Annotated in this window: 30 protein-coding genes and 1 tRNA gene; 12 read left to right on the top strand and 19 right to left on the bottom strand. The window is 71.1% G+C overall.

What is annotated here, in order from left to right; genetic code table 11:
* Positions 1-33: 33 nt before the first annotated feature.
* A complete protein-coding gene (locus ACFY3L_RS45810) occupies positions 34-447 on the top strand; it encodes a hypothetical protein (protein WP_389339654.1) in 414 nt (137 codons plus the stop codon).
* 67 nt (positions 448-514) lie between these two features.
* On the opposite strand, the gene ACFY3L_RS45805 is transcribed toward ACFY3L_RS45810, so the two are convergent.
* From ACFY3L_RS45805 to ACFY3L_RS45795, 3 genes are all read right to left on the bottom strand, one after another.
* A complete protein-coding gene (locus tag ACFY3L_RS45805; RefSeq protein ID WP_389339652.1) occupies positions 515-718 on the bottom strand; it encodes a CsbD family protein in 204 nt (67 codons plus the stop codon).
* A complete protein-coding gene (locus ACFY3L_RS45800) occupies positions 684-1,298 on the bottom strand; it encodes a DedA family protein (RefSeq protein ID WP_389339650.1) in 615 nt (204 codons plus the stop codon). The genes ACFY3L_RS45805 and ACFY3L_RS45800 overlap by 35 nt, the downstream gene beginning before the upstream one ends.
* A gap of 98 nt (positions 1,299-1,396) precedes the next feature.
* A complete protein-coding gene (locus tag ACFY3L_RS45795) occupies positions 1,397-2,272 on the bottom strand; it encodes an RNA polymerase subunit sigma-70 (RefSeq protein WP_389339648.1) in 876 nt (291 codons plus the stop codon).
* Positions 2,273-2,289: 17 nt separating this feature from the next.
* Here ACFY3L_RS45795 and ACFY3L_RS45790 point away from each other — a divergent pair, with 17 nt between their 5' ends.
* Positions 2,290-2,991, top strand: coding sequence for an RluA family pseudouridine synthase (locus ACFY3L_RS45790; RefSeq protein ID WP_389339646.1), 702 nt, complete (start codon positions 2,290-2,292; stop codon positions 2,989-2,991).
* Here the strand turns inward: ACFY3L_RS45790 and ACFY3L_RS45785 are convergent.
* Positions 2,975-3,331 carry a YciI family protein gene (locus ACFY3L_RS45785; RefSeq protein ID WP_389339644.1) on the bottom strand — a complete coding sequence of 119 codons (357 nt, stop codon included), beginning with the start codon at positions 3,329-3,331 and terminating at the stop codon, positions 2,975-2,977. The genes ACFY3L_RS45790 and ACFY3L_RS45785 overlap by 17 nt on opposite strands.
* Before the next feature lie 151 nt (positions 3,332-3,482).
* On the opposite strand from ACFY3L_RS45785, the gene ACFY3L_RS45780 reads away from it, so the two are divergent.
* Complete coding sequence (locus ACFY3L_RS45780) at positions 3,483-3,872, top strand: type II CAAX prenyl endopeptidase Rce1 family protein (protein WP_389339642.1); 390 nt, start codon at positions 3,483-3,485, stop codon at positions 3,870-3,872.
* On the opposite strand, the gene ACFY3L_RS45775 is transcribed toward ACFY3L_RS45780, so the two are convergent.
* Positions 3,869-4,927, bottom strand: a complete 1,059-nt coding sequence (locus ACFY3L_RS45775; protein ID WP_389339640.1) for a hypothetical protein — start codon at positions 4,925-4,927, stop codon at positions 3,869-3,871. The genes ACFY3L_RS45780 and ACFY3L_RS45775 overlap by 4 nt on opposite strands.
* A complete protein-coding gene (locus ACFY3L_RS45770) occupies positions 4,924-5,463 on the bottom strand; it encodes a SigE family RNA polymerase sigma factor (protein WP_389339702.1) in 540 nt (179 codons plus the stop codon). The genes ACFY3L_RS45775 and ACFY3L_RS45770 overlap by 4 nt, the downstream gene beginning before the upstream one ends.
* A 270-nt stretch (positions 5,464-5,733) precedes the next feature.
* Between ACFY3L_RS45770 and ACFY3L_RS45765 the strand changes: the two genes are divergently transcribed.
* Positions 5,734-5,946 (top strand): hypothetical protein, encoded by a 213-nt coding sequence (locus ACFY3L_RS45765; protein WP_389339638.1) that lies wholly within the window; start codon positions 5,734-5,736, stop codon positions 5,944-5,946.
* A 71-nt stretch (positions 5,947-6,017) separates the two neighbouring features.
* Here ACFY3L_RS45765 and ACFY3L_RS45760 read toward each other — a convergent pair whose 3' ends face one another.
* From ACFY3L_RS45760 to ACFY3L_RS45745, 4 genes are all read right to left on the bottom strand, one after another.
* Complete coding sequence (locus tag ACFY3L_RS45760; RefSeq protein WP_389339636.1) at positions 6,018-7,265, bottom strand: type II toxin-antitoxin system HipA family toxin; 1,248 nt, start codon at positions 7,263-7,265, stop codon at positions 6,018-6,020.
* Between the two features lie 19 nt (positions 7,266-7,284).
* Entirely contained in the window at positions 7,285-7,620 is a 336-nt protein-coding gene (locus ACFY3L_RS45755; protein ID WP_389339634.1) for a helix-turn-helix transcriptional regulator, read from the bottom strand.
* A 114-nt stretch (positions 7,621-7,734) separates the two neighbouring features.
* Positions 7,735-9,024: a helicase-associated domain-containing protein gene (locus ACFY3L_RS45750; protein ID WP_389339632.1), complete on the bottom strand. Its 1,290-nt coding sequence runs from the start codon at positions 9,022-9,024 to the stop codon at positions 7,735-7,737.
* A 136-nt stretch (positions 9,025-9,160) separates the two neighbouring features.
* Positions 9,161-11,518 carry a DEAD/DEAH box helicase family protein gene (locus tag ACFY3L_RS45745; RefSeq protein ID WP_389339630.1) on the bottom strand — a complete coding sequence of 786 codons (2,358 nt, stop codon included), beginning with the start codon at positions 11,516-11,518 and terminating at the stop codon, positions 9,161-9,163.
* A 135-nt stretch (positions 11,519-11,653) separates the two neighbouring features.
* Between ACFY3L_RS45745 and ACFY3L_RS45740 the strand changes: the two genes are divergently transcribed.
* Positions 11,654-12,808 (top strand): hypothetical protein, encoded by a 1,155-nt coding sequence (locus ACFY3L_RS45740; RefSeq protein ID WP_389339628.1) that lies wholly within the window; start codon positions 11,654-11,656, stop codon positions 12,806-12,808.
* Between the two features lie 256 nt (positions 12,809-13,064).
* Here the strand turns inward: ACFY3L_RS45740 and ACFY3L_RS45735 are convergent, their stop codons facing one another.
* Together ACFY3L_RS45735 and ACFY3L_RS45730 are read right to left on the bottom strand one after the other, a co-directional pair.
* Complete coding sequence (locus ACFY3L_RS45735; protein WP_389339626.1) at positions 13,065-13,490, bottom strand: PIN domain nuclease; 426 nt, start codon at positions 13,488-13,490, stop codon at positions 13,065-13,067.
* Positions 13,487-13,696, bottom strand: a complete 210-nt coding sequence (locus ACFY3L_RS45730; RefSeq protein ID WP_389339624.1) for a type II toxin-antitoxin system VapB family antitoxin — start codon at positions 13,694-13,696, stop codon at positions 13,487-13,489. Before ACFY3L_RS45730 ends, ACFY3L_RS45735 begins: the two co-directional genes overlap by 4 nt.
* Positions 13,697-13,803: 107 nt before the next feature.
* Here ACFY3L_RS45730 and ACFY3L_RS45725 point away from each other — a divergent pair, with 107 nt between their 5' ends.
* A complete protein-coding gene (locus ACFY3L_RS45725) occupies positions 13,804-14,295 on the top strand; it encodes a DUF6933 domain-containing protein (protein ID WP_389339700.1) in 492 nt (163 codons plus the stop codon).
* A 313-nt stretch (positions 14,296-14,608) separates the two neighbouring features.
* On the opposite strand, the gene ACFY3L_RS45720 is transcribed toward ACFY3L_RS45725, so the two are convergent.
* From ACFY3L_RS45720 to ACFY3L_RS45705, 4 genes are all read right to left on the bottom strand, one after another.
* Positions 14,609-16,990, bottom strand: coding sequence for a 2OG-Fe(II) oxygenase (locus tag ACFY3L_RS45720; RefSeq protein ID WP_389339622.1), 2,382 nt, complete (start codon positions 16,988-16,990; stop codon positions 14,609-14,611).
* Complete coding sequence (locus tag ACFY3L_RS45715) at positions 16,900-18,204, bottom strand: hypothetical protein (RefSeq protein ID WP_389339620.1); 1,305 nt, start codon at positions 18,202-18,204, stop codon at positions 16,900-16,902. Before ACFY3L_RS45715 ends, ACFY3L_RS45720 begins: the two co-directional genes overlap by 91 nt.
* A gap of 152 nt (positions 18,205-18,356) precedes the next feature.
* Entirely contained in the window at positions 18,357-18,731 is a 375-nt protein-coding gene (locus ACFY3L_RS45710) for a type II toxin-antitoxin system VapC family toxin (RefSeq protein WP_389339618.1), read from the bottom strand.
* Positions 18,728-18,982, bottom strand: coding sequence for a type II toxin-antitoxin system Phd/YefM family antitoxin (locus tag ACFY3L_RS45705; RefSeq protein WP_389339616.1), 255 nt, complete (start codon positions 18,980-18,982; stop codon positions 18,728-18,730). Before ACFY3L_RS45705 ends, ACFY3L_RS45710 begins: the two co-directional genes overlap by 4 nt.
* 303 nt (positions 18,983-19,285) lie before the next feature.
* On the opposite strand from ACFY3L_RS45705, the gene ACFY3L_RS45700 reads away from it, so the two are divergent.
* Both ACFY3L_RS45700 and ACFY3L_RS45695 read left to right on the top strand, forming a co-directional pair.
* Positions 19,286-19,358: transfer RNA gene (locus ACFY3L_RS45700), tRNA-Arg, on the top strand.
* A 240-nt stretch (positions 19,359-19,598) separates the two neighbouring features.
* Positions 19,599-19,931 (top strand): hypothetical protein, encoded by a 333-nt coding sequence (locus tag ACFY3L_RS45695; protein WP_389339614.1) that lies wholly within the window; start codon positions 19,599-19,601, stop codon positions 19,929-19,931.
* On the opposite strand, the gene ACFY3L_RS45690 is transcribed toward ACFY3L_RS45695, so the two are convergent.
* Both ACFY3L_RS45690 and ACFY3L_RS45685 read right to left on the bottom strand, forming a co-directional pair.
* The gene (locus ACFY3L_RS45690) at positions 19,888-20,325 is read right to left on the bottom strand and encodes a hypothetical protein (RefSeq protein WP_389339612.1); all 438 of its coding nucleotides are present in this window, start codon (positions 20,323-20,325) and stop codon (positions 19,888-19,890) included. The two genes, ACFY3L_RS45695 and ACFY3L_RS45690, sit on opposite strands and share 44 nt — an antisense overlap.
* Before the next feature lie 63 nt (positions 20,326-20,388).
* Positions 20,389-21,321 (bottom strand): hypothetical protein, encoded by a 933-nt coding sequence (locus ACFY3L_RS45685; RefSeq protein ID WP_389339610.1) that lies wholly within the window; start codon positions 21,319-21,321, stop codon positions 20,389-20,391.
* 199 nt (positions 21,322-21,520) lie between these two features.
* Between ACFY3L_RS45685 and ACFY3L_RS45680 the strand changes: the two genes are divergently transcribed.
* The gene (locus tag ACFY3L_RS45680; RefSeq protein WP_389339608.1) at positions 21,521-22,573 is read left to right on the top strand and encodes a sensor histidine kinase; all 1,053 of its coding nucleotides are present in this window, start codon (positions 21,521-21,523) and stop codon (positions 22,571-22,573) included.
* Here the strand turns inward: ACFY3L_RS45680 and ACFY3L_RS45675 are convergent.
* On the bottom strand, positions 22,557-23,000 hold the full coding sequence (locus ACFY3L_RS45675; protein ID WP_389339606.1) for a hypothetical protein: 444 nt from the start codon (positions 22,998-23,000) through the stop codon (positions 22,557-22,559). The genes ACFY3L_RS45680 and ACFY3L_RS45675 overlap by 17 nt on opposite strands.
* Before the next feature lie 115 nt (positions 23,001-23,115).
* Between ACFY3L_RS45675 and ACFY3L_RS45670 the strand changes: the two genes are divergently transcribed.
* The 3 genes from ACFY3L_RS45670 to ACFY3L_RS45660 are packed head-to-tail and all read left to right on the top strand — an operon-like array spanning position 23,116 to position 26,238.
* On the top strand, positions 23,116-23,973 hold the full coding sequence (locus tag ACFY3L_RS45670; RefSeq protein WP_389339604.1) for an ATP-binding cassette domain-containing protein: 858 nt from the start codon (positions 23,116-23,118) through the stop codon (positions 23,971-23,973).
* Positions 23,970-25,475, top strand: a complete 1,506-nt coding sequence (locus ACFY3L_RS45665; protein ID WP_389339602.1) for a hypothetical protein — start codon at positions 23,970-23,972, stop codon at positions 25,473-25,475. The genes ACFY3L_RS45670 and ACFY3L_RS45665 overlap by 4 nt, the downstream gene beginning before the upstream one ends.
* Positions 25,476-25,515: 40 nt before the next feature.
* On the top strand, positions 25,516-26,238 hold the full coding sequence (locus ACFY3L_RS45660) for a hypothetical protein (protein ID WP_389339600.1): 723 nt from the start codon (positions 25,516-25,518) through the stop codon (positions 26,236-26,238).
* The last annotated feature ends 17 nt before the right edge of the window (positions 26,239-26,255 follow it).

Below are 26,255 nucleotides of genomic sequence, written 5' to 3'. Positions count from 1 at the left end.
CCAGGTCATCCTGGACCGCGCGAGGTTCGGTCGGTGACCAGCTTCATCTCCGACCAGGACTTCACGACCCCCGCGCACGCCCGGGCCACCGCCTCCTACGAGGAGCGCGTCGAGCGCCGGAAGTCGTCGCCGGCCCCGTTCCTCGCCGTGGTCTTCCTGGCCGCCGTCTGGCTGGTGGTGTCCGCGGTGCCGATCGGCTACATCGGCGCCGCCCGCTACGACGTGTTCTGGAGCGACGCCGTCGTCGGGATCGCCGTCGCGATCGTCACCATGGTCCGGCTGCTGCGCCCCACTCCCGCGCTCGGCTGGGTCACCGCCGGGCTCGCCGGCTGGTTGCTGGTGGCGCCGGTCGTGCTGCAGTACGGGTGGAGCGGCCCCACCGCGAACGACCTGATCGTCGGGCTGATCATGCTGATCTGCACGGGACTGTCCAGCTCCTCGTCCTGAACAGCCTTCGGGGCCACCCCCGCGGTGCAGGGGTGGCCCCGAAAACAGGCTCAGCTCGGCGGTGCGCTCAGCTCGTGTGGTGCGTGAAGGCGTCCTTCACGTCCGCGCCGGCGTCCTTGACATGGTCACCGGCCTGCTTCGCCTTGGCGGCGGCACGCTCGGCGGCGCCTTCGGCCTGCAGTCGCTCGTTGTCCGTCGCGTCGCCGTACTTCTCCTTGACGGCGCCCTTGACCTCTTCAGCCTTGTGCTCGACCTTGTCCGCGAAGCTCATCGCTGATCCTTCCCTTCGATGCGTCTTGCACTTGCTGGGGTGCCCGAATCCGCGCAACGGCAAACACGGCCGTCACTGCGATCGACACCGCGCTGCCCACCCCGGCAGCCGTGTACGGCTGGTCGAACACCCGCCCCCCGAGGTACCCGAGCGACACCATGTAACAGCTCCACAGCACCGCACCGGCCAGCAACGCGGGCACGAACCTGCGGCGCGGGAACTGCGCATAACCGGTTGCGAGCGCCACCGCGGTGCGCCCCATCGGCACGAACCGGCCCGTCGCCACGATCGCGCCACCGCGCCGCTGCAACGCCCCGCTCACCTTGGCGAGGACCCGCCCCGGCTTACCCCGCCTCGTCCACCTGCCGAACAGTCTGCGCCCGCCCCGCCGCGCCGCCTCATGGGTCAGCAGGTCCCCGGCCGCGACCGCCGCCACCGTCGCGGCCAGCACCACCGGCAGCCTGAGCTGCCCACCCGCCGCCAGCGCACCCCCGGCGATGACACTGGTCTCCGCCGGCAGGAACGGCAGGAGACAGTCCGCCACCAGCAACACGAAGATCACGACGTACGCCCACTGCATGCTTCAACCGTGCCCGCCACACGCCTTTTCGACACCGGTGCCACCACGCCGATCCGCCGTAGGGTTAACCCCACCGCCGGTCCGCTGCCGGGCCGCCCCTACACCCGGCCCTGCACCCGGTCGAAGAGGGCGACGACCGCCGGGTCGTGGAAGGCGATCATCTCGGTGATGCGGCCGTCGGAGACGTGGAAGACGGAGACGCCGAAGGGTTGCCAGGTGGGCTCGCCGGGCGGGCGGATGTGGGCGACGACGGCCGGGCGGTGGTTGGCGGTGGTGCAGCGGACGTGGATCTCCCCGAGGGCGGGGCGACTGGCCCGGAGGGCCTGCTCGACGGCGAGGCTTCCCTGGTACCAGATGCGCAACGGCGGCATCGAGGCCCTGACGTCGTCGGCCAGAAGGCGCACCATGGCGGCGATGTCGGCGCGCTGGAACGCCTCGGCGTAGCGGCGGGCGACCTCGTGATCGGCGGGGGTGGCCGGCGCGGCGGGGGCGGGCACGCGGGCCTTCGCCCGCTGCAGGGCGCTGTTGACCGCCGGGACGGTCATCTCCAGCAGTGACGCGGTCTCCGCGGCCGACCAGTCGAGCACGTCGCGGAGGATGAGCACGGCCCGCTGCCGCGGCGGGAGGTGCTGTAGCGCGGCGAGGAACGCCAGCTCCACCCGCTCCTTCGCCAGCAGGGCACCCTCCGGGCCGCTGTGCTCCAGGACCGCGTCGGGGACGGGCTCCAGCCAGTGCTCGGCCTCACCCGGGGCCAGGTCGACGGGCAGCGCACGCCGGGGGCGGCCCCTCAGCGCGTCGAGGCAGGCGTTGGTGGCGATCCGGTAGAGCCACGTGCGCTCCGACGACTGCCCGTTGAAGGTGTCCCGGGCCCGCCACGCCTTCAGATACGTCTCCTGCACCAGGTCCTCGGCCTCGTGCAGCGAGCCCAGCATCCGGTAGCAGTGGACCTCCAGCTCGCGGCGGTACTCCTCCACCACCGTATGTTAGGGCGATGTGGACGGACTACCGGAAGCGCGTGCTCTTCGAGGACGACGCGGTGCTGGTGCTGGACAAGCCGGCCGGGGTGTCCGTCATGGGCGAGCGGCACGAGACCGATCTGGTCAGGATGGCCGCCGAGGCCGGCGAGACGCTGTTCCCGGCGCACCGCATCGACAAGGTCACCTCCGGCGTGATCCTGTTCGCCAAGGACCTCGCCGGGCACGGCGCGCTGACGCGGCAGTTCAACAAGCGGACCGTGCGGAAGTCGTACCTGGCGGTCGTGACGCCCGGCGGGCTCCCCGCGGCCGGCACGATCGACCTGCCGCTGAGCGTCGGGCGGAAGAACCGCGTGCGGATCGCGGCGCCCCGGGAGGCGATCACGCTGTCCGGGGGCACCTGGTCGGTGCCGGCCGAGGCGGTGTTCGACCAGGTCCCCACCTACCCGTCGGTGACGGAGCTGCGCGTGCCGTGGCAGGACGAGCAGCGCGCCCTGGTGGTCGCCGACCCGTTGACGGGCAGGCGCCACCAGATCCGGGTGCACCTCGCGTGGATCGGCCACCCGATCGTCGGCGACCCGCTGTTCGACAAGGCCGCCACCGGGCGGACGCACCTGCACGCGTGGCGGCTGTCGTTCGACCACGCCGGGGCGCGGGTCACCGTCGAGGCGCCGCCGCCCGAGGAGTTCCCGGCCTTCGACGTCAGCCTGCTGGACTGAACACCTGGTGCACCTCGGCCTCGCCCTCCCAGCCGGGCCACAGGTCGCGGTGCAGCTTCATGAACCGGCTCGTCCACTCCGTCGCCTCGGCCTTCGTGCGCACCTGGTACAGCGCGTAACTGATCATCTCCTTCGTCTCCGCGAACGGCCCGTCGACCACGTCGAGCGCGCCGCCGGTGACCGTGACCCGCGCGCTGTTGACGCTGGGCGCGAGGCCGGCGGTGTCCAGCAGCGCCCCGGCGGCGGTGGCCTCCTCGCCGAGCCGCATGATCGCATCCATCAGCTCCGGCGGAGGCGGGGTGCCGGGGGTCGCCCCCTTCAGCAGCACGAGATAACGCATGTTCCACTCCTATCAGCGGGTGTCTTCACCGGTACCTCGAACGGCCCACCCCCGATCCGACATTCTCTCCTCAGGGGTATGGCTGGCCCTACCCCTGACACGGTAGACAGCGGGCTGTATCCGGCCGCCCGCCGTTCGTAGCGTCACATCCATGACGATCGGCACGCTGTCGTTGCACCGCAGGCTTCCTCCGCGGCTGTACCTGCTGCTGCTGCCGAGCCTGTTCGCCATCGCGCTCGGGCTGGCCATGCTGTTCGGCGCGGACCACGGACCGGCCGTGCTGCCGCTGCTGCTCCTGGTGGTGGCCGCACCGCAGGAGCTCTTCTTCCGGGCGTACTTGTTGCCACGGACGCCGCTGCACGGCACGGCGGCGATCCTCGCGTCGGGCGTGCTGTCCGCCCTGCCGTTCGCGCTGTCCGGCCTGTTCCCCTACCTGCTCGTCATGCACGTCGTCCTGACGGCGGTGACCGTCCGCTTCGGCAGCGTGCGGCTCGGCATCGCCGCGCACTGCCTGCTGGCGCTCGCCGTCCTCGCCGCCTAACGGGTCGCCGATGTCGGCCACGCGTCAGGGTTGGTCAGGTCGTCGTACACCTGCAGATGCTCGACGTACCAGGCCGCCTCCTCCTCGCTGAGCAGGTCGGCGTGGAACGCGGTCTCCTCCAGAACGTACAGGCTGACCGGCCCGAACTCAGGGACCCACAGCCCCCGCATCCCATCGGTGAGCCACTGCGCGGACCTGCCGGCCACGACCCGGTCCGGCGCGAACCGCGCACCGTCCGCCGCCGCGGGCTCCGCCGCCCACAGCCGCACCCGCTCGGCGTCCGCCTGCGCGACGACCAGCCCTGACCAGGCCCACTCCCCGCCCGCGCGGGCCTGCTTCACCTTGATCGCCGTCTGGCACTCGACCCACCGCGCTCCCGCCGGCAGCGCCGACAGCCGCATCGGCGTCACGCACCGCTGCACCCGGTCCAGCCGGACCGCGCCGTACACCCGCTGCGCCGCCGCCAGGTCCCGCGCCCACACCGCCACGAAGATCCCGTCGACCGGCTCCCACCGCAGGTCCGTGAACCGCTGCCCGTTGCCCGGGTCGAACGTGTCCGCCCGGCCCGGCCGCCCGTCGACAGTGACGTCCACGGCCGCCGAGCTCAGCGCCCGCAGCCCCCGCCTCAGGTCCACCGCCGACGGCGCCACATACACCGCGGCGACCAGCTCGTGGTCCTGCCCGTACACGCTCACCGCCTCCCGGTCCTCCCCGGAGACCCAGTCGACCACCCCCACGTCGTCGAACGCCTTCAGGTCCAGGTCCAGGTGCAGCAGCGCTGGGTCCCCACCGATCCCCTCCGGCCGGCTCAGCGCTGATGGCACCCCCAGCGCCACGGGCATCGTCGTGTCCTTGCGTTGCGGCAGCATCGCATGTACGCCCAGTGCCCCCACCACGATCAGCGCCACCGCGGCGGCCACGCCTGCCGCCCTCCGGCGCGCCCGCATCCGGCCCGCCCTCCGCACCGCCCGGCGCGCCAGCTCCCCGACTTCGACCTGCCCCGCCTCTGCCCGCGCCGCGAGGCTCCGCACCAGCTTTTCCTCGATGCCGCTCATGCTTCCGCCTCGCTCCCGTTCGGACTCTCGCTCTGGCTCTCGCTCTGGCTCTCGCTCTCGTTCTCGTTCTCGCTGAGTCGCCCGCGCAGTCTGTTCAGCGCGCGCATGGCGTGGGTCCGAACCGTCGTCTGCGAGCACTCGAGCACCCGCGCGATCGCCGCGTCGTCGAGATCCTCGTAGTACCGCAGGACCACCACCGCCCGCTGCTTGAACGGCAGCGCCGCCACCAGCCGCCACAGCTCGTCCCGGTCGGCCGCCTCCCCGCCCACGTCCCCGGCCGCGGCCACGTCAGGCGCCCGCTCGACCGGCACCTCCCGGTTCGCCCTGCGCCGCCACCACGACCGCGACCCGTTGAGGATCAACCGCCGCACGTACACCTCAGGGTCATCGACCCGCCGGATCCCCTCCCACCGCAGGTACGCCTTCGCCAGCGCCTCCTGCACCAGATCCTCGGCCCGATGGTCATCCCCGGTCAGCAACACCGCGAACCGCACCAGCCCCACCCCGCGAGTCGCGACGAACGCCTCGAACCCCACGACGTGCACCTCGGACGGTTGCAGGGTCACCACGCTTCGTCTCCCTCGCTAGGACTTCACCCCACAGAGTCCCCGCACACCCCCACCTGTTGACCCCCTCGCCCAACAACTTTCCGCGCCGCGCCGCCGGCACCCGGACGGACCGGTCCGTCCGGGTGCCAGGTGGACGGGCCTGCTGACCGCCATAGCCGACTCACTCGATCTCCCGATGGCCGTCCTGCGCCGGACCGCAGCAGCCGACCGGAAACGCCGGCACGCGGGGAGTCGACGTTGAGCGCCACCCACCGGGTCGTCCGCCCATCCTGGACCTGCGCCGTCGACGGACTTCCATGGCCATGCACCGAGGCGCAGCGGAGCCTGCGGACCAACGACCCGGCCATGCTGCGCCAGCTCATGGCCAACCTCATGGCCATCGCCCAACGAGAGCTGGACGACACCAACCCAGCAACGCTGGCCCTCACCACCAGCAAGCTGCCCGGGTAATCGCCGAACACGGCGACGGGTGGTAGCGCTCATTCGCGGCCGAGAGGCAGAAGACTCCTGAACGTACGTCGTCACGCCTGGTCGTAGTGGATGTACGGGTTCAGAATCTGTCGCTGCCACAACTGGCCGCGCTCCGCTTTCGTCAGCTGCGCCTCATCGGCGGCGTCGTCCCAGTCGCGGCGGATGACGTCAACCTGAGCCTCGATGATCTGATCGGCGTCGCGGTCGGAGAGCAGGAACTCCGGCGCGGCCTTTCGGCACAGCCGCAGCTGGCTGGCGCGCTCTCCGGGGGTGCGGGTGACGTTCAGGGCCTGGTTGGCGGTTTCGCCGCTGCGTGGCTGGGGGCACAGGTCGTACGCGGGGGTCAGCGCCAGTTGTGCGCCGTCCCAGAAGGCGGCGTGGTTGCGCAGGTGGTCATCGGTGTTGCCGATGCAGACGTTGAAGACCATCCGCGCGAACAGCTCGCGCAGGTGCTGGGTGGGCTCGGTGAACTGCTTGCGGACCGCGTCCGCGAGGTCCGGGTAGCCGACGTGCCGCGCGCCCATCTCGTCCTCGCCGAGAATGGTTAGCGCGGAGACCATCATGCGCCGCTGCCCAGGTATCCCAGTGCGGTCGAAGCGCTCCACGAGCAGCACATCACGGCCGGCGCAACGGATGACCTCGCAGGCAGCGACGTTCAAGCCCACCCGCCGAGCCAGGATCATCCCGACGGCCTCCGCCTTGACCACGGGGTAGTAGTCGCTCGTCGAGGACAGCTTGGCGATCAGGTGCCGTCCCTGGTCGAGCACGGTGACCTTGGGACGGGTGCCACCGATGGACGTGCCCCGCGTCAACGCCTCGCCCAGCGCGGGTGACAGCGGCCGGCCGGCTTCGAGCGCCTCGGCGGCGCCGATGAGCTCGGCCAGCTCGGCCGTCTCGTCTCGCGCGACGTACTCGGTGGCGCTGGACTGGAAGTCCAGCCCGCCGACGCGGTCGGAGCCAGAGGTCAGCATGTACGTCAGCTCGTCCAGGGCCGCGGTGTCCGTGTCGCGGTCGAGGTGGCCGAACCGGCGGGCCAGGATGACGCGCCGACCCCACGCATCGGGGCTGGCGTCGCGGAGGCAACCCGCCAGCGGCAGGTTCCGCCGCGGTTCGATCGGTCCCTCCCGCAGCGGCAGCTCCGGCCCGTACAGCGGGACCGCGTCCGGACGCGCCAGGTAGCTCTGGCCGTATACGAAGACGTACCGGTCACCGTCCACCGCGACGACCCTGCCCGCGACCACCGGCTCCGTCGCGCCAGGCAGCCAGGCCCACACAAAGGCATCCCGCGGTGGTGCCATGCCGTCCCTCCATACGAGGTCAGAAGTTGTCGTCGACGACGATCGCCGGCTTGGTCACCCGAGCCGGCAGCAGAGCCAGCCGCTGCCTGGCGGCCGCGGCCAGGGCAGGCAGCTCCCGCTCGTTCGCACCGAACAGCGGCACACCGACGACCACCGCAGCCTCGAAGGCCAGGCCGACCGCCACGGTCGGCTCACCCCGCTCGAGCCGCCCGATGGTGTGCGGCTGCACTCCGACACGTTCGGCCAGGTCCGCGGCCGTCCAACCACGCTCCTTGCGGGCCGCGGCGATTTGGGACCCGAGCAGCGCAACGGCAGCCCGGGTCGTCGGCATGTAGGACCTCGTTCGCTTCGCCATCAGGCCCCTCACCTTCGATAAAACAACGCTAACACGGCCTTGCAGTCGTTTTATCAACATCGACGCCCGGGGGTTCCGCACCGCGCCTACCGGCAGCCGGCCAACCTCCTCAGTTCAGGCCGGGGTGTCGCTGGGCAGCATGTGGCCCAGCGCCCGTAGCGCCTTGCGGAACTCCTGCTCCCGGTCCACGGCCACGGCCAGGTGCCGGTCACCGACCGGCTGGCACAGGCCACGCAGCCGCCGATCACCCGCGATCAGGACGGCGAGCGCCGGGTCGGCGCACTCCACCAGGCGGACCACACCGAGGTTGCGGAGCCGCCCGGCACGGGCCGCGACGTCGGCCAGCAGGGTGGTCACCGAATTGGGCAACTCATGGGTCGCGCGGACAGCCAGGAACTCGCGCAGCTGATCGAGCCCGCGTCCGGCGTCCAGCGCAGCCAGCAGGGTCGCCTCACGCAAGGCCCAGACCCGGTCCGCGGTGCGTTGCGCATACGCGTCGAGCATCAACCGATCGGCCGGCGGCAGCTCGCCGGTGACCACGATGTCCAGATTGGGCAGCACCTTCAACGCCCCGGCCACCGCCGCATCCGCCGTGGGCGCCTGGTAGCGGTCGCTCAGGCCCAAGGCATAGGCGCCCAGGGCGTTGAGCCGCACCGCCCGCAGCCCGTCGTAGCGGCTGAGATACTCCAGCTCGTCGGTGCCCCAGTTGCTGCGGAAGTCGTCCCGGGCGCCGGCAGGGTCGGTGTAGTCGAGGTCGAACAGGCCCAGCGTGCCGGCGTATTCGAACAGCACCGCCAGCGTGTACCGGCCCTCCAGGACCGGCCAGTCCGCGAACCCGGCGTAGCCGAGGCTGCCGTACTGCGGATCGGTGAGGTACAACCGCCACAACGCCCGGTCGCTGCGGGCCACCGTCGGCGACAATCCGCCGTGTCGCATCGTGTCGAACAGGTCGTCGATCGCCATCCACTCGCCGGCCGGGCAGCGGGACAGCGCCGTGGCAACCGCCTGGCGGCGGGTCTTCGCCGAGGTCAGCGTGTTGGCGGTGCGCTGGCCCTTGATGTGCTCGACCCGGCTCAGTTCGTCGATGACCGCTTTACCGACCCAGGAGCGCCACAGCGCACGGATCGTCTCGGCCGGCGGCCGACCCAACGCGGTGCGACCCTTCGCGGTCAACTGCAACCGGCCGCCGGCCAGTTCGGCGAGCCCGCCGGCCTGGATCAGCAGCGGCCAGGCGAACGCCGCGATCGGCTCCGTGGGGTAGAAGTCCCCGCCGGCCAGTACCTCCGCCACCCCCGCAACGGTGGCGGCGGACGGCCGCTGGGTCTTCTCGCTGCAGCGCAGCTTGCCCGCGCCGCACAACTGCATCACGGCCAGCACGTTGGCCGGCGCCTCCGCCCCCGTCAAACGGACCGTTCCGTCGTCGGCAGATTCATCGACATCGGGCAGCTCGTTCGCGCCATGCATAGCCGACCACGTTAGGCGGATACCTACGCCCCGTGACACCCGCCCCCTATGCGTTGCTGATCAAGTCCGGCAGTTGCTATGCCTTGGTGAAGCCGAGTGCACGGTAGCCGGGCATGCGGCGTTGGAGTGACGCGGCGAGGATCGGGGTGTCGCGGTCGTGGTAGTCGTGGACCTCAGCGACGGCCTTTCCGGGCGCGGCGCGGATCACCCGGCCGGCGCACTGGATGAGCAGCCCGTCGTAGGAGACCGGCGCGGCCAGGAACAGCGTGTCGAGGGCCGGCGCGTCGAAGCCTTCGCCGATGAACGGCGTTGTGCCGATGACGAGGACGCCGTCTCCGGCCTTGGCGTCGGCGAGCCGGCTCACGGTGCCGCGCCGGTCGCTGGTCGACATGCCGCCCTGCAGCACGTACACCTGGCGCCCCTGCGAAGCGAGCGCGGAGTTCAGCGCTTCCACATGTGCGACTCGCCTGGTGAGCACCAGACAGTTGCGCCCGCGCTGCAGTGCGGCGATCACGTCGGCGACGATTTGGGCGTTGCGTGCCTGGTCGACGGCGATGGCGCGGTGCGCTTCGGCGATCGCGGTGGACGGCTCGGCGTCACCGGAGCGGAACTCGAAGGCGGTCTCGTGCAGGTACAGCAGCCGCCGTGGTCCCGTGTCAGCCTCGCAGGCGTCCAGCAGTGTGCGCTGCTCGTTGCCGGGCGGGTCATGCGTGATCGTGCGCCGGACTGGTCCGAGTTGCCAGAGGACGAGTTCACCGAGTCCGTCACGCCGCGCCGGGGTGGCGGTGAGGCCGAGCCAGAACTGCGCGGCGATGCGTTTGACCGAGTGGTCGTACGCGGCGGCCGCGAGATGGTGGCACTCGTCGACGATGACGTGCCCGTAGCCGCTGGTGAGTTCGGCGACGTCGTCACGCCTGGCCAGGGAGGGCAGCATGGCGATGTCCACCACCCCGCTGAGCTTGCGCCTGCCGCCACCGACCTGCCCCGGCTTGATGCCCAGGAACTGCTCGATCCGGGTGCGCCACTGCTCGGCCAGGGCCTTCCGGTCGACGAGCACGAGGGTCGCCGTGCCCCGTTCGGCGATCACCGCGCAGGCCATAACGGTCTTGCCCGACCCTGGCGGTGCGACGAGGACGCCGTCGTCATGCGCGAGCAACGCGCCGACCGCCGCGCTCTGTCCGGTGTCGAGTTGTGCTGTACAGGCGACGTCGATTTCGCGCCCAGGATTGCGCACGTCCGTGATGGCGAGGCGTGAGCCGGCGCGCTCGACGATCGCTTCGACGGTGTGCCGCAGTCCGCGTGGCAGGACCAGGAGGTCATCGACGTTCAGGTCGTACCCGCGGATGAACCGCGGCGTGTCCCAGGTGGATTTGCGCAGACGCTGGAGTTCGTAGAACTTCGGGTTGGCCATGGACGCCGCGTGCTTGAACGTCGACAACGCCGCAGGCGTCAGCTGGGCCGCGTCCACGCTCAGCCCGGCGCCGAGCTCCGCGTGCAGGACTGCGGGAAGCGGCGGATGCACCTTCGTGGCGTCGGATCTGCTCAGCGTGGCGACATCGGCGCCGACGAGCGCCTGTTTCGCCCGCCGGGCGACCCTGGTCGCGTCGCCCGGGCTGAGCCGGTCGAGGGTGGACAGGTACGCCCACTGGTCCTCGTGCGGCTCCAGCGTCGCCAGGTCCAGGAACGCCGTCAACCCGTCCCTGCGGCGCCGGCCCTGCAGTGGCGCGGCGATCAGGTTGCCGAAGCCGCCCTCGGGCAGCACGTCCTGGTTCGGGAACAGCCGGTCGTAGGAACGCAGGTCCATCGTGCCGCGCAGCACCGTGGCCTCGTGGATCAGCGCGGTGCCGACGCAGCGGGCAGTGGCCGCGGAGAACACCCACACGTGTGCGCCACGCCCCGACTGGGAAATCTCGAGCGCGGCCGGTACGCCACTGGTGCGTGCCCGCTTGGTGTAGGCGAGCGCGTCGAGCATCGCGGCCGGGCCGTCGAAGTCCGCCACGACGAAGTGGCATGAGTTGTCGCCGAGCAGTGGGTACAGCCCGATGAAGAGGTCACCCACCAGGTGTGCCGAGAGGACGTCGGCGGTGGGCGGGAGATACGTGGCAGCTCTCCGATCGGCTCCCTTGCGCCAGCCGCCGGCGACCGCGGGCAGCCATCCGCTCGTGCCGGTTCGGTTGTTCTCCCAACGCACCGCGTACACGTCGGCCCGGGCCCGGAACCGGTCGACGTACAGGGCCAGTTTGTCCGCCACCGGCGACGCCATCTGGACCAGACCCGGCGGTGCTACGGCCGCGGACAGCTGCTCCGGCGGCGGAGCGGTGTCCTGACCCTGCAGGTCCAGCAGACGCGACAGGCGGACGTTCTCCGCTCGCAACCGCTCCAGTTCACGGCGCAGCCGGGCAAGCTCGCTCTCCACCGTCACGTCGGCGCCCATGGCAGGATCGTCGCACGCCGTCCTGGCTCGGCCGTCGTGCCAGCCGCCGCGCGTCACACCATTGATAGCACCCGCTATCCTGCCGCGGTGAGTCACTGAGCCGGAGACAGCTCGATGCACTGGGGCGGATGACTTGTGAGCGAGTACCAGTACTACGAGTTCGTCGCGATCGACCGGCCGCTGACCGCGGCGGAGCAGGCCCAACTGCGGGCGGTGTCGACCCGTGGCCGGATCAGCGCGTCGAGCTTCGTCAACGACTACCAATGGGGCGACCTGAAGGCCGATCCCCGCGACTGGATGCGGCGGTACTTCGACGCCCACCTGTACCTCGCGAACTGGGGCACCCGTCGGATCGCACTACGGCTGCCGGCATCGCTGCTGGACCCGGCGCTCGCGGCGACGTACTGCGTGGGTGACGCCGCATCATCATTCGTCGCAGGCGAGCATGTGATCCTCGACCTGCACAGCGAGGACGAGGACGGCGACGAGGAGTGGTGGGAGGAGGAGGCCGCTCTCGCATCGATCATCCCCGTCCGGGCGGAACTGGCCGCCGGCGACAACCGCCTGCTCTACCTGGCCTGGCTGCTGTGCGTGCAGAACCAGGAGCTGGACGAGGATGCACTGGAGCCGCCGGTACCGCCCGGCCTGGCGACGCTGTCGGGTCCGCTGCGCAACCTCGCCAGTTTCCTCCGCCTGGACGAGGACCTGATCGAAACAGCCGCCCAGGCCAGCGCGCCGCTGACCACGAAGGCGCCCTCCAAAGCGGCGCTCGCCAAATGGGTGAAGCACCTGCCGGTGGCCGACAAGGACGAGGCCATCGTCCGGCTGCTGCGCGGCGACGGCGCACATCTTCGTGCCGAGCTGCTGCGCCGGTACAGCAGCGGCGCGACCATCGAGACCGCAGGCGGCGGCCGTACGGTGGGCGAATTGCTGGCCGGCGCGGAGACCCGCTGGGCAGCACGGGAGCGGCGGAAACAGGAGCGCAAGGCGGCCGAACAGGCACGCCGGGAAGCAGCGGCCGCAGCGGCCCGCGAGCAGCGTCTGGACGAGCTGGCCGCCGACCCGGAACGGGCGTGGCAGCGAGTTGCGGACCTGATCGCCACCAAGAAACCCAAGGAGTACGACGCAGCAGTCGCATTGCTGGCCGACCTGAAGGCACTCGGCGAGCGCGACGGCCGACGCAAGGCGTTCCGCGGCCGGATCCACCAGTTGTGCCAGGAGCACGCCCGCAAGCCGAGCCTGCTGGACCGACTGGAACGCGCCGGCCTGTACGTCAGCACAGTCAACTGAGTGCCTGAACCTGATCGAGAGAACCTACCGATGACCTCAGCACCGCATGCGGCTCGCACCCCTGTGCCGATCGGCGCCGACGAGACAGCGACGCGATGGGCGGAGAAAGCCACCTTCGACCCGAACGATCCCACCGTGGAGCTGGGCGAGGTTGCTGCCGGCAGCGGGCGCACCTTGCTCCACGCCGCCCACATCGCGGACGAGCAAGTGCCAGGCCCCACCGCGTAACCACCCGCGCGGAAAGCCGATGCCCGGGTCAGTCGATCGAGCCGGGAGCCGCCAGCCAGGTGGTCTGTTGCTGAGTCGTCCGCGCGATCGTTTCGAAGTCGTGGTCGTAGTGCAGCAGCGACAGGCCGGACAGCTCAGCGGTCGCCGCCACGAGCAGGTCGACCGCGCTGGGTCCCTGATGCTCCGAACCGTCCGCGAGCATCTGTTGGGCCTCGGCGGCTCGGTGCCAGACGTCGTCCGGGGTCACCACCCACGTGAAGACCGATCCCAACAACGCTGCATACCGGTCATGGTCGGCCTTGGACCGCACGCCTCGGAGGAACTCGAGCTCAGTGAGGGTGCAGATGCCGATAACGCCGGCCCGCAGCTGCGGCTGCCACAGCTCCTGCACCCGCCGGTTGCGCAGCAGACGCACCACCGCACTCGTGTCGGCAAGGAACCGGACTGTGCTCACGGCCGATAGTTCCCCTTGTCAAACAGGTGATCGAACGCGCCGGCAGCAGCGATCTCGGTCAGCTCGTCCAGCGCCTTGGCGCGACGCTGGACGGCAGCAACCTCACGGAGTGCGGTGTTGATGGTGTCCTTCTGCGTCTTTGTTCCGAGCAGCGCTGTCGCCTCCGCCAGTGCGTCCAAGTCGATGTCGATGAGCTTCTTGGTCATGGCAGCCCCCATATATCCAACTTCGATTGACAGTATATACGTTTGATCGGCGCTCAACGAGTACTCGGCGAAGGACGTCGCCGCGCCAATGCCATGATTTCGCCGTGATGATCGTGCGCGCGACCAAGAAGCTCCGCGACCGGATAGGCACGCCGGACCTGCGCGCGGGTGAGCAGTCCACCACCGCGCTCGGTGAGTGGTACGCCACTCGGTTCGCGTGGCGACCGGACGTGTTACTGCTGGTCAACGAGACGACCCTGCTACCGATTCTCCTGCCCCTCGCACCCGCCGCCACCACGCTGTCCCGCGCCGCCGACCGCATCGCCGCGACCATGGCCGCATACGGCGCCGACCAGGCGATGATCGCCGCCGAGGTCGAACAGATGCGCAACCGACGGATCGCCCCGACCGCCAACCGCAGCGTCGTCGGGATCATGACCGAGTTCACGTTCCTCGCCGACCGCAGCAGAGAACGAGAACTCGGCGATCTGGAGGCCTGGCTGGCCGCCACGCCGTGCAGCCCGCTGTACCGCACCCACACCAACCCGAAGAACGCCTTCATGCACCAGCTCTCACTTCACCGCCAAGTCCAACGATGACGTCCTTCCCGAGATCTTCCACGCCACCGCCGCAGTCTCGCGATGACGTCGTGGGGGCGCGGCGTACTCGGCGTGAGCGGTACGCAGTTCCGTGTCGTGCGCATACCTGCGAACCGGAGCCAGACCCTGCATTGAGATCGGCATTCGGCTTCATCGAACGGCAGACACATACACGACGGGAACGTGGCCGGCTGCCACACACGTCGCGTGCAGAACGGCGAACTCGTCAACACCGAACGTCGCGATCGCCATGCGCATCGGACCTGTCACGTTCGGATGGTGCGACGGCTCGACGCGTGCTCGGCGAAGCGTGTCAGCGGGCGTTGAAGGTTCTGCCGAGCCAGGCGAGGTCGGTCTGGTCGCGCTGGCGGGCCTCTCGCTCGCGGGCGAAGAGCGCCTCCGTCTTGGTCAATACCAGGGTGTAGGGTCGTCCGCTACGTCGGGTTTGATGGCGTACAGGCAACTCGTGCTGGTCGATCCGGGCGTGGACGTGCCGGCGCCGTTGTTCTGCCAGCGGCCACTCGAAAGAGCGCCGCGCCTCGTCGGCCAGGAACAAGTCCAAGGTCTGGCACAGTTCGCAGTGGCAGCCTTCCGGCAACTCGATCGACCAGTCGTCAGTGGACCGGATCGGCCGGGCCAACCGGGTCGCAAGCCGCGCGGCGCAGTGGCGCGAAACGACGTCGAGTCCTGCGGCGGCGCGGGTATCGCGGCTGGCGCTGTGGGCCGCGCGGAGCGCGGACATGGCGCACACGAGCAGATCGTCGTCATCGACGCTCAGGAAGGCGACCATCTCGTCGCGCAGGTCCGCCGCCGCGAGGCTCGCCGTGCTCAGCAGCAGACCGGCGACGGCCGGCCCGAGCTCACTCAGCGCCGCGTGCCGGTGGCTCGGAGCGGGGTATCGCAACATCCTGTCCACCGATTCCCGCAGCGGGGTCCAGGCGGCGTCGGACAGCAGCCGGCCGACCGGTACACCGGCCTCGGGCGCCTCGCGCAACGCGTCGCATACGGCGGGCAGGGACTCCAGCCACACCGCCCGCTGTTGCTGCGGTGCCAGGTACGCCGGTCGATCGCGGCCGAACCAGACATCGACCAGTTCGCGGGTCCAGGAATCGCCGTAGCGCACGGCGACCCGGGCGAGCGCCGCGGCATGGGAGCGGTCCAGCATCTCGATCTGGAACGGCGCGAGCAACATGGCTGAGGTGCCGGGCTCGTCCAGGTCGTGGGCGACCGCGAGCGCCTTGCCCAGCAGCTGCTCGGCGTTCGTCTTCGCCGCCTTGCTCCAGAAGGAGGCGAGCATGGCGGCGGCATGACGAGCCTCGGCCGCATCGCCCGCCCGGATCAGGTCGGCGAGCCGATCGAGTGCCCACGCGGGCGAGGCCTGCGCACGGATCGCGAAGGCCCACCTGCGGGGCCAAACCACGATTGCCGCTCTGCGGTACCAGCGCTCCAGGGTGTTGCCGTAGTTGCCCATGTAGCCCTCGTACGACGAGGCGTGTGGCGACAGGTCCGCCGTCGGTGTCGTCGCGCATACTTCGTCGTCGTAGACGATCAGTGAGGTGGGCGTGGCCTCGTCACCCTCATCGAGCCAGCAGTCGAGGCTGGTCGTCGACTCGATAAGCTCCTGCAGCACGTAGTCCCCGTCATCCTCCGTTTCAGCTTCGTCATCGTCGTCCCAGCGTTCCCACGGCTCGGCGTCCTCGGCGCTCCACTGCTCGTGCACCTCCGCCAGGGCCAGGGTCACCTCGCAGTCGGCGGCGTGTGCCGCTGCCCGGACCAGCGCGGCGCGGCTGGCGTCGTCTCCCTTGAGGCGGGCCCACCCCAGCCCACGCTGGGTGTATTCGTGGTCGAGCAGGTAGACCAGGCGGGCAGGCTCGTCCGAATCGCCGAAGTGCCGGTCCAGGCAGCCGGCCAGTTCGGCCACCAGGCCAGGGTCGGCCCGTCCGGCCGCCGCAGCGACCGGGTCACCCTTGAGGAGCAGGTTGTACGTCAGCACGACCCGGTAGCCCGACGCGACCGGCCGGACGTGGTGACGGCAGTCGGCGTAGAAGGCCACGAACGACAGTGATTCCTTCGACGACCGGTACGTCGCGGTCTGGCCGGCGTGCTCGACCACGAGGACACCGCCCGTGGCTGCCGAGGGCAGCGTCACGACCAGTGTCCCGATCATGCCGTCGGCCTTCTCCGAGTCCTGGTGCGGAGCGAAGAACTGGCCCGGCGCGTACACCAGCATCGCGTGGAACTCGGCCGTCAGCTCGCATCCGTCGGGAAGGCCGAGGTCGGCCCGCAGACGCTCGAGGACGGGCCGCAGCGTGGCGTTCCACTGCCGCTTGTCGATCTTCACGCGGCTCTTCGGGACCTGCCACGTGTCGCGGACCTTGGCGTCCAGCAGCGTCTGCTCGCCCTTGCCGAACCGGGCCGGCCGACTGATCAGGCAGAGCTCTTTCGCCTGCCGGACCGGGACGGGCAGGGTGATCGGGCCGACGCCGGTGACCTCCAGCCGAAGTTCGTCGGGACGGGCGGTGCGTCGCGCGCTGAATGACCCCGGAGTCGCACCCTCGACCAGCAGACTCGCGAACCGGTCGCGCGGGAAGACCTTAGCCACCATTACTCGGCTATCCGGGCCATAGGGTTCGGCCGTCCTCGGTCGTCGAGGATACCGGGGAACTGGAGTTCGCCCGAGGCGTACGTGAGGCACCGCTCAGTCAATTCCGCCGGCATTGCGGTGTGCTCTGCCAGGAAGCGGATCCATTCGGGCAGCAGCGCGACGAGTTCGGCGGCGAAGTCTTCCTTGTAGTGGTCCCGCAGGTGCAGTACGGCCACCGCGACCTTGTGCGGCGAGCAGAACGGATAGAGCGTGGGGTGATCCTGCGGGGACCAGGACTCGGCCAGCTCCATGGCAAGGTCGTCCGGGCCGGCATCCTCCTCTTCGCCGACGATCCCACCGCGATGGTCGGTCTGCCGAAGTCGCTGGGCGAACTGTGCCTTGGCGTCGGCGGCCGTCAGCCGTGCGAAAGCTCGCCCACGCACCCGGCGCACCGCCTTCCGCGCCGTCGCGCCGAGCCGCCGGCTGCGCAGGAACTCGGCGTACTGCTCCTCGTCCTCCCCGCCGATCCGTATCCCCTCGACCTCGCCCCGCAGCAGGGCGTCGAGCGTCTCCGAGTCCTCCACCGCCGTCAGGACCGCTCCACCCGCCGCGCCCTGCCCGACCGACTCCCGCCAAGCGGCCACCGCGGACTCGGCCGAAGGATGGAAGCCACTGTGCACGGTGAGCACTTCATAGCCGCAGGTGTCCACATCCCACAGATACCACCGGTCCGGGCCGGCGTCCGACGTGAACGGCGCGACCACCGCCCAACGGGTGCCGTAGACGTCGCGCGCCCACAACACGGGACCGGTCACGGCACGCCCGCGCGCGACCCGCTTCGCCGTGCGGGCATCCAGATGCGCCGACATCAGGCCACTCGCGGACTCGCTGAACGGGAACGGCAACACACCGGCGACGACAGCCAACACCCGCTGGAGAACAGCCACGTCGGCATCGGCCTCCGCCGGCTTGTGGAACCGCTCGTCGAGCGCCGACAGCAACGCACCGACGAAGTCCTCCGGATTGACAATGTCCTCCACGGAGCCGCCCTCGAAGGAGGCCATCGCCGCGCCGTAGCGAATGCACAAGTCGTCTTCGAGGTCGTCGTCGGACCGCCCTGGGGCACTCGCGACCAAGGCGTCAATCAGCGTCCCGGCGGCATCCCCGGCCAGCGCAGTGCGATGTTCCGCGAGCCTCTGCCGATACTCGAACAGCTCACCGAAGACGCCGGCTCCTGCGGACCCGCCGCGCGACGAGACCATCGACTGGCGGGAGGACCGGCTGCCGGACTGAGACTTCTTCTTCCGCTTCCGAGACACGGGCACGGCGGGCATCCTATCGGCGGATATCCGGCACCCGGCCGCGACACCTCTCGACGTGCCACTTTCCGGAGGGTGGAACGCGCCAGCGCGGAACGGCCGCAACGCTGACACGAGTGTGCCTCCGCTCGCCAAAGGGCACCCGTATCGCGAGCAGGTCAGACCTTGAGAATTTCCACGTCGTACAGCGCCACGGACGCATCCCGGGAGGCCAACGTCAACCCTTCGGTGGCCGCCTGAGCCACCAGCATCCGGTCGAACGGATCCCGATGGTGCGGCGGGAGACGGCCGGCGGCAATGCCATGCACGTGCGTGACGGGCAATTCACGGAACCCCATGTCACGGACTCGCTCTGCCAGGTCAGGCGGTCCGGCCAGCTTTCCGGTGGACTGCTTGATGGTGATCTCCCACAGGCTGACCGGAGACAAGAAGATGTCCGGATCGTGGCGCAGGCGATCGAGGAAATCCTGCCCCAACGTGGTATCACCCGTGATGGCCCACAACGCGACATGAGTGTCCAGCAGAAGGCTCATCCGCCGATCCCGAAGTCGGCAGCGATCTCCGCATTGGTCTCGGGTGAATCCCAGTCACCACTGAGGTCCAGCTGCCCTGCGAGCGAGCCGATCGCGGTGCGGTTGACCCGGCGCACCAACGGCACGACCTTCGCCACTGGCGTGCCCGCCCGATCGATGATGATCTCCTCCCCGCGCTCCACACGCTCGATGATCTTCGACAGGTTCGTCTTCGCCTCATGCATGTTGAAGTGCACGGCCTCCGCCGACATACCAACACCTCCCGGTTAGCTAATAGGCTAGTCCATGAGCGCCGCCATCGCCACGGCCTCCGCATACGGTGGGGAGCGGCTGATGTCAGCATGTGACTACCCGCAACGGCTCGAGGAGTGCTCGGCGAAGCGAGCCACCCCGGGTCGCTGCAAGCCAACCGGGCATACCGGGCGGACCCGGCCCATCGCAAACGCCGATTGTGTGATCGGTCCCCGCTCCCACCAGCCCGAACGAAGCCAGGTCACGCCGGGGCGGGATATGCCGACGCAGGTCAACGCGGGCGTCGGTACACTGTGCACCGCGCCCTCGTAGCTCAGGGGATAGAGCAACGGTTTCCTAAACCGTGTGTCGCAGGTTCGAATCCTGCCGGGGGCACCGCCACACTCGGCCATAATTTGGCTTGAGCAGCGGGTATTCGCGAGAACAAGATTCTTGACGCACGCGGCTGGATGCCACGGGCAGTCGCTGTCTCCGGCAGATCAACCGAGTCCCAAGCTGTCAGTCCGCTACGTCATCGTCGACCAGCTGGCCGACACCGTCGCACGTGGGGCAGGGCCCGAGTCCGAGAGAAGGCGGCGCCTTGCGCGCTGGCTCTGGGTCGGCAGTGTTGGGGCCGTGGCGGGCTCCCTGGCCAGGGTCGTCCAGGCGTTGTGGCGGGGCCAGCCGCGCTTCGCTGAGGCATGGCCGTGGCTGGTGGGTCCGCTCGCCGTCGCGGTGACCGCGCTCATCGTCGCCGGGCGTTTGGCGGGTGGTGGAGAATCGCAGGCTGCCGTGCCCGCTGAGCTGGGGCGGCCGGTCGGCGACCCGAGCATGGAATCCGCCCGGCGGCTGGCGGAGTCGGGGAAACGCATCCAGGCGGTCAAGGTGGTCCGTCAGTTGACCGGCGCCTCGCTGGAGGAAGCGCTCACGCTCGTGAAGGCCATGGAGAAGGACGCTGACCCGGAGTGAGCCCGTTGCGGCGCCGGATGGTGCGGACCAGGCGGGTGACCGTGTGGCCGAGGACCGCTCCCCCGGCGAGCGTCATGGCGGTCGATCCGGCGGCGGTGAGCCCGCCTGGGGGGCGGAACGCCTGGCTGGGAGCCCACGGGTACATGACGGCAGAGACCGTCACGTCGGGCTCGTCGACGTCGTCGATGCTCACCGGCCGGGGTGGGCCGCCGTCGCGAGGGGTGAAGTCGCCCCAGCAGGTCTGGCCGTGGCGGGGTGCGGTGCCGCAGTCCGTCGTGGTGACGCTGCCGCCGGTGACGACGCCCGGCGCGAAGGTGAGCAGCCACAGCACACCGAGCGCCAGCACGATCGGGCCGACGATGAGGCCCGCCGCGATGGCGACGCGTTCACGCATGGGTAGCAGGACAGGCGCTGCGGGCGATCCGGCGCGGCGTCGGTTGTCGCGCCGGCAAGGGGTTCACACCCCCGGACCGACCGGACCGGACCGGACCGGGCCGGAGGCGGGCGGCGCGGCCGGTGCGGGTGCACGGGAGACCAGGTGGCCGGCGAGGGCGGCGGCGGCCCAGCCGACCATCGCGATGAGCAGCGTGCCGACCGCGAGGTCGACGACGGTGTTGCCGAGGCGGTCGCTGACCGTGCCGCGGACGGTGAAGCCGCCGTCCTCGTCGGGTGGTCCGCCGCCACCGAGGACGGCGACCGCGACCGTGGCGTACAGCAGGTGCAGCAGCCCGGCGCTCAGCGCGGCCAGGCGGGCGACGCGACGGCCCGCGGCCGGGTCCCGGCGCCACAGGGTGCCGGCGGCGCCGATGACGGAGGGCACCGCGAGCACGATCACCCACTGCTGCCAGCGGCTCGGGACGAAGGTGACCTGGTCGGTCGCGGTGAACCCGGACAGCAGCAGCCCCACGAGGGTGGCGAACACGCCGCCCAGCAGGCCGGGCAGCGCGATGCCGGGCCGGCGCAGCAACCCGCTGGCACCGAGCAGGAACCCGGCGCAGACGACACCGAGCACGGCGAGCGCGACCCGGGCACCGGCGCCCAGCCCGTAGCGGACGGCCAGGCCGGTGGAGAGGGTGAGGGTGGCCGCGGCGAGCCCGGTCATCGCCCAGAGCCCGGCGGTGGCCCGGCCCCACGGCGGCATGATCAGCGCGGCGCCGGCACAGCCGAGCGCGAAACGCAGCCGCGCCCAGCGCCCGTCGAGGTGGGCGAGCTCGCCGAGCATGGCCTGCCCCCACTCGGCCCGGTGCGGGGACAGCAGGCCGGCCGTCCAGCGCAGCAGCCGCAGCGGCGTGTCCTCGGCCGGGCCGTCCAGGAACCGGCGCGGGTCGCGGCGGTACCACGCGATCGCCACGCCGATCGGCGTCAGCAGAAAGACGAGGAAATACGGCATCAACGCCTCACTCGAGGGACGCCCGTGGTGTGCGGCACTATTCTCGCTCGCTATGAGCCAGCAGCGGGAGGGGTGGGCGCGCCCTTCCTCGGGGGCGAAGCGCACCGGGCCAGGCGCCGGACCAGGCACCGGACCAGGCACCGGACCAGGCACCGGACCAGGCACCGGACCAGGCGCCGGGCCAGGGGCGCGGGGGAAGGTGCTGGCGCTGCTCCTGCTGGTGCTGCCGGTCGGGACGCTCTGGCTGTGCGCGCTGCCGCGGGCCGGCCTCGCGGGTGTGGTGGCCGGGGCGGCCGCGCTCGCCGCCGTCACCGTCGCGGCCGTCGCCCGCGCGCCCCGGCCCGCGATGGCCGTCGCCGCGGGGTCGGTGCTGGCCGACGCGGTGTACCGGGGGGCACCACAGCCGGCGGCGTTGTGGGCGCCGTTCGAGTTCGTGGCGCTGGGGGTGCTGCTGGTGGTGCTCGCCCGGCGGGCACCCGCCCCTGCCCCGGTCGCCGTCGGTGTGGCGATGACGGCGCTGCCGTTGCGGATGTCGCTGCACGTGCCCGGGGACCGGGTCGAGGCGTCGGTGCTGCTGGTGGGCCCCGCGTTCGTGGCGACCGTGTGCGTGGCCGGCGCCGGGCTGTATCTGCGGCTCGGCGACCACCGCAGGCGCGAGGCCGAGGAGCGGGCCCGCCGCGCGCACCGGCTCGACCTGGCCAGGGACCTGCACGACCTGGTCGCGCACGAGGTCACCGGGATCGTGATCGCGGCGCAGGCGGCGGGTCTGCCGGAGATCGAGGCGGCCGGCCTGCGCGCCCTGGACGGGATGGACCGGATGGTCAGCGCGCTGCGGGGGCCCGCGTCGCAGCGCGTCCTGGGCATCGAGGACCTGCCGGAGGTGGTGGACCACTTCGGCGCGACCGGTCCCGCCGAGGCACACCTGTACATGACTGAAATCCCAGAAATGTCGGCTGAAGCCTCGAAGGCGGCCTATCACGTCGTGATCGAGGCGCTGACCAACATCCGCCGGCACGCCCCGGCCGCGACCACGGTGACGGTGACGGTGACCGCCGCGGACGGCGTGGTCGAGCTGGCGATCGTCAACGACCGCAGCGGATCGACAGCGGCCAGGGACGGCGGCGGGAGCGGGCTCGCCGGCCTGCGGGAGCGGGTCGAGGCGCTCGGCGGCGACCTGCGCGCCGGGGCGCGGGACGACGGCTGGCAGGTGACCTGTCACCTGCCAGCCGGTCCGGTCACGCGTCGCTGGTGAGTGTGATGAGCAGGATGGCGCCGAAGACGAGGATGAACGGCACCAACAGGCCGATGATGCTGATCGGCCGGGCGAGCAGCCGCTTGCCGGGGTTCATCGGCTGGCGGGCACCGCCGTACGGCGAGGGCTGCGGCGGCGCGAGGTTCGCGACCTTCCGCCGGTTGATGATGTTCCAGAGCACGACGAACGGCGTGATGAAGAACGAGCCGTAGCTGTACCAGCCCTGGATGAGGGTCTTCGACGTCATCTCGCGGAACGTCGCCATGCCGCAGTCGCGGCAGAACGGCCCGTCGACGTGACGGAACTGCATCACGATGATCATGCCCCGGTGCCCGCGGAACTTCGTCTGCGCGGTCGGGACGTTGTTGCAGAAGCGGCAGGGGGTGAGCTGCGCGGCCTGCTGTTGCTGCTGAGCCGACATGGCCATGGTCTTTCCTCCCGTGGAAGCGGCAACAGGCTACGGCATCCCACCCTCCAATGGGGGGCACCGTCTCTCCCGTTCGGCAGATGTGCGCACCACGTGCGACCGCGAGGCTGGACGCATGCTTGAGCTGATCGACATCACCAAGGTGTACAAGGGGCAGAAGCGCGCGGTCGACGGCCTGACGCTGCGGCTCGGCCCCGGCCTGGTGGGGCTGCTGGGGCCGAACGGCGCGGGCAAGTCGTCCCTGCTGCGCATCGCGGCGACGGTCACCCGCCCGACCCGCGGGCAGGTCCGCTTCGACGGCGCCGACGCGGTCGCCAGGCCCGGCCCGCTGCGAAGAGCGCTGGGCTACCTGCCGCAGGACTTCGGCGTGTACCCGCACCTCACCGGCCACGAGTTCCTCACCTACCTGGCGGCGGTCCGGGGGCTCTCGCGCCGGTCCGCCCGGGCCCGCGTCGGCGAGCTGCTCGACCTCGTCAACCTCGCGCACGCCGCGAAGCGCCCCCTCGGCGGCTACTCCGGCGGCATGCTGCGCCGGGTCGGCATCGCGCAGGCGCTGCTCGCCGACCCGCGGGTCATCGTCGTCGACGAGCCGACCGCGGGTCTCGACCCGGAGGAGCGGGTGCGCTTCCGCAACCTGCTGAGCGACCTGTCCGCGGACCGGTCCGTGCTGCTGTCCACGCACATCGTCTCCGACGTCGAGTCGGTCGCGACCAGGATCGTCGTCGTGGCCGCCGGGCGGATCCGCTTCGACGGCGCGCCCGAGGACCTGGTGCGCAGCGTCGCGGGGCACGTGTGGGAGCTGCCGGTCGCCCCCGCCGACCTGCCGGGCGTCCAGCAGCGCATGCCGGTGACCAGGCAGATCCGCACCGGCGGCCACGTCAAGGTCCGGGTGCTCGCCACGCAGCGCCCCGCCCCGGACGCCACCCCCGTCGCGCCGGACCTCTCCGACGCCTATCTGGCGGTGACCCGGTGAGCGCCATCGCCGGCCTGGCGGTCGCCGACTTCCGGGAGCGGGTGCGCCGCCCCGCGTATCTCGTGATGCTGATCTCGGCGGTCAGCCTCGGCTGGCTGGCGGTGCCGCCCACCGACGCCCGCTGGGTGGTGCTCGACGCCGGCGGCTACCGCGGCACCTACACCAGCGCCTATGTCGGCCTGGTGACGGCCTTGACCAGCGCGTTGTGGCTCACGTTCGGCGGTTTCTATCTGGTGCGCGACGCCGTCGCCCGGGACGTGCGCACCGGGGTCGGCCAGCTGCTCGCCGCGTCGCCCTTGCGCACGACCGCCTACCTGGCCGGCAAGTTCGCCAGCAACCTGCTGGTGCTCGGCTCGATGGCGGCGACCCTCGCCGTCACCGCGCTCGCGCTCCAGCTGCTGCGCGGCGAGTCGCGGACCGTCGACCTCGCGGGGCTGCTCGCGCCGTTCGTGTTCCTCGCGCTGCCGATGCTGGCGGTGACCGCCGCCGCGGCGCTGCTGTGGGACGCGACGCCGGTGCTGCGCTCCGGCTTCGGCAACATCCTGTGGTGCTTCGTGTGGATGGTCGGCGCCATCGGCGGCCAGTCCGCGTCGGCGCCGCTCGGCGGGATCGGCGTGGCGCAGCTGGCGGGCACGATGCCGGCGACCTCCGACTCGTTCGGCCTGGGCCTGATGTACGTGGACGCTCCACTTCGGACGTTCGACTGGCCGGGCCTGCCGCTGGACCTGCCGTTCGTGTCCGGGCGGGTCGCGCTCACCCTGCTCGCGGTGGCCGCCGCCCTGCTGCCGGCGCTGTGGTTCCACCGGTTCGACATCGCGGCCGGCGGCCGCGCCGCGGCGGTTCCCACGAGCGAGCCGAGGACCGTCTACAAGGGACTCCCACGGACGCCGGCCGTGGTGTCCGGGTCGGCGCTGCGGCTGCCGTTCGCCGAGCTCCGCGTGCTGCTGCGCGGCACGCCCTGGTGGTGGTGGGCCGGCGCGGCGGTCCTGGCCCTGCTCGGCCTCGCGTCCCCGGTGGACCCCGGGTCGGTCCTCGCCCTCGTGTGGATCTGGCCCGTGATCCTCTGGTCGCGGCTGGGGACCCGGCGCGAGGCGGCGGCGATCCTCGGCGCCTGTCCCGGGCCGCGCCGGCGTCTCCTCGCCGAGTTCGCGGCAGGTGTACTGCTGGCGGCCGGGACCGCCGCGCCGTCGGCGGTGCGGATGCTCCTCGCCGCGGACGTGCCGGGCCTCGCCGCCTGGACGGCCGGCGCCCTGTTCATCCCGGCGCTCGCCCTGGCCCTCGGCACCGTCACCGGCGCCGCACGCACCTTCCAGGCGGTCTACACGATCCTCTGGTACATGCTGATCAACGACGTCGCGGCGGTGGACTTCATGGGGGCCCTGCCCTCGGGCGGCCCGCCGCCGGTCCTGGTCGCGGCGTCGGCGCTGGCGCTGCTGGGATCTGTGTTCTTCTTCCGGGCCTTCAGAACATTCGGCGGTCGTGGAAGCGTCTGTCGGGGGTGACGTTCGAAGAGTTCGTGCACACAGCAGGGGCGCGGCCCTGGTGCGCTTCGCCCGGCTGCTGACCGGCGACGAGCACCGGGCCGACAACCTGGTCCAGGAGGTCCTGGCCAAGACGTTCGTGCAGTGGCGGCGGGTGCCGGCGGCGGAGCGCCCCGACATCTACGTCCGCCGGATGCTGGTCAACGCCAACACCTCCTGGTGGCGCGACGGCCTCTTCGTCTTCCCTACCGGCCCCATGCAGCGCTTCTACTACCAGCGCTGGCAGCCGGTCCCCGGCGTGTGGACGCAGCTCTTCGCCGAGGACGCCGCCACCGAGGACGCCGCGCGGATCAGGGCCCGTGTCCGCCTGGACACCACGCTGCGCTGCACCGCCCCCGTCCAGCTCACCGCGCTCCCCGCCGGCGCCGGGCTCCTCGACTGCGAAACCACCCTCGCCGGCCGCGATCTCCCCGGCCGGCTGCTCTCCGCCACCCTCTGGGCCGGGGAGAACACCGTCGACCGCGCCGAGATCTCGATGATGCGCGCCGGACTGTCCGGCACCTCGGCCGCACCCACCCTGACCATCGCCGGCCACCCCGCGGCCGTCTTCACCGACAACAGGTTCCGCCCCTCGGTCGAGTTCCCCGACGCCGACGGGCTGCGGGTCCATGTCGCGGGCACCGGCACGTACACGAGCCCGACGATCCTGACGATCGCCGAGGGCATCCGGGTGTCCCGCACTCCCGTCGACCCGTCCACCTGGGCCGACCGGCTCGTCACCTGACGCACCGGGCGGCGGGC

Origin of the sequence: Dactylosporangium sp. NPDC000521 (genome assembly GCF_042898305.1) — a bacterium.
Lineage (GTDB): Bacteria > Actinomycetota > Actinomycetes > Mycobacteriales > Micromonosporaceae > Dactylosporangium.
This window is presented reverse-complemented; position numbering and strand designations above follow the sequence as displayed.

Excerpts from the sequence above, each read along its gene's own strand:
- ACFY3L_RS45805 (WP_389339652.1), bottom strand. The coding sequence starts at position 718 with ATGAGCTTCGCGGACAAGGTCGAGCACAAGGCTGAAGAGGTCAAGGGC.
- ACFY3L_RS45800 (WP_389339650.1), bottom strand. The coding sequence starts at position 1,298 with ATGCAGTGGGCGTACGTCGTGATCTTCGTGTTGCTGGTGGCGGACTGT.
- ACFY3L_RS45790 (WP_389339646.1), top strand. The coding sequence starts at position 2,290 with ATGTGGACGGACTACCGGAAGCGCGTGCTCTTCGAGGACGACGCGGTG.
- ACFY3L_RS45785 (WP_389339644.1), bottom strand. The coding sequence starts at position 3,331 with ATGCGTTATCTCGTGCTGCTGAAGGGGGCGACCCCCGGCACCCCGCCT.
- ACFY3L_RS45780 (WP_389339642.1), top strand. The coding sequence starts at position 3,483 with ATGACGATCGGCACGCTGTCGTTGCACCGCAGGCTTCCTCCGCGGCTG.
- ACFY3L_RS45775 (WP_389339640.1), bottom strand. The coding sequence starts at position 4,927 with ATGAGCGGCATCGAGGAAAAGCTGGTGCGGAGCCTCGCGGCGCGGGCA.
- ACFY3L_RS45760 (WP_389339636.1), bottom strand. The coding sequence starts at position 7,265 with ATGGCACCACCGCGGGATGCCTTTGTGTGGGCCTGGCTGCCTGGCGCG.
- ACFY3L_RS45755 (WP_389339634.1), bottom strand. The coding sequence starts at position 7,620 with ATGGCGAAGCGAACGAGGTCCTACATGCCGACGACCCGGGCTGCCGTT.
- ACFY3L_RS45745 (WP_389339630.1), bottom strand. The coding sequence starts at position 11,518 with ATGGGCGCCGACGTGACGGTGGAGAGCGAGCTTGCCCGGCTGCGCCGT.
- ACFY3L_RS45730 (WP_389339624.1), bottom strand. The coding sequence starts at position 13,696 with ATGACCAAGAAGCTCATCGACATCGACTTGGACGCACTGGCGGAGGCG.
- ACFY3L_RS45725 (WP_389339700.1), top strand. The coding sequence starts at position 13,804 with ATGATCGTGCGCGCGACCAAGAAGCTCCGCGACCGGATAGGCACGCCG.
- ACFY3L_RS45710 (WP_389339618.1), bottom strand. The coding sequence starts at position 18,731 with ATGAGCCTTCTGCTGGACACTCATGTCGCGTTGTGGGCCATCACGGGT.
- ACFY3L_RS45705 (WP_389339616.1), bottom strand. The coding sequence starts at position 18,982 with ATGTCGGCGGAGGCCGTGCACTTCAACATGCATGAGGCGAAGACGAAC.
- ACFY3L_RS45690 (WP_389339612.1), bottom strand. The coding sequence starts at position 20,325 with ATGCGTGAACGCGTCGCCATCGCGGCGGGCCTCATCGTCGGCCCGATC.
- ACFY3L_RS45685 (WP_389339610.1), bottom strand. The coding sequence starts at position 21,321 with ATGCCGTATTTCCTCGTCTTTCTGCTGACGCCGATCGGCGTGGCGATC.
- ACFY3L_RS45675 (WP_389339606.1), bottom strand. The coding sequence starts at position 23,000 with ATGGCCATGTCGGCTCAGCAGCAACAGCAGGCCGCGCAGCTCACCCCC.
- ACFY3L_RS45670 (WP_389339604.1), top strand. The coding sequence starts at position 23,116 with ATGCTTGAGCTGATCGACATCACCAAGGTGTACAAGGGGCAGAAGCGC.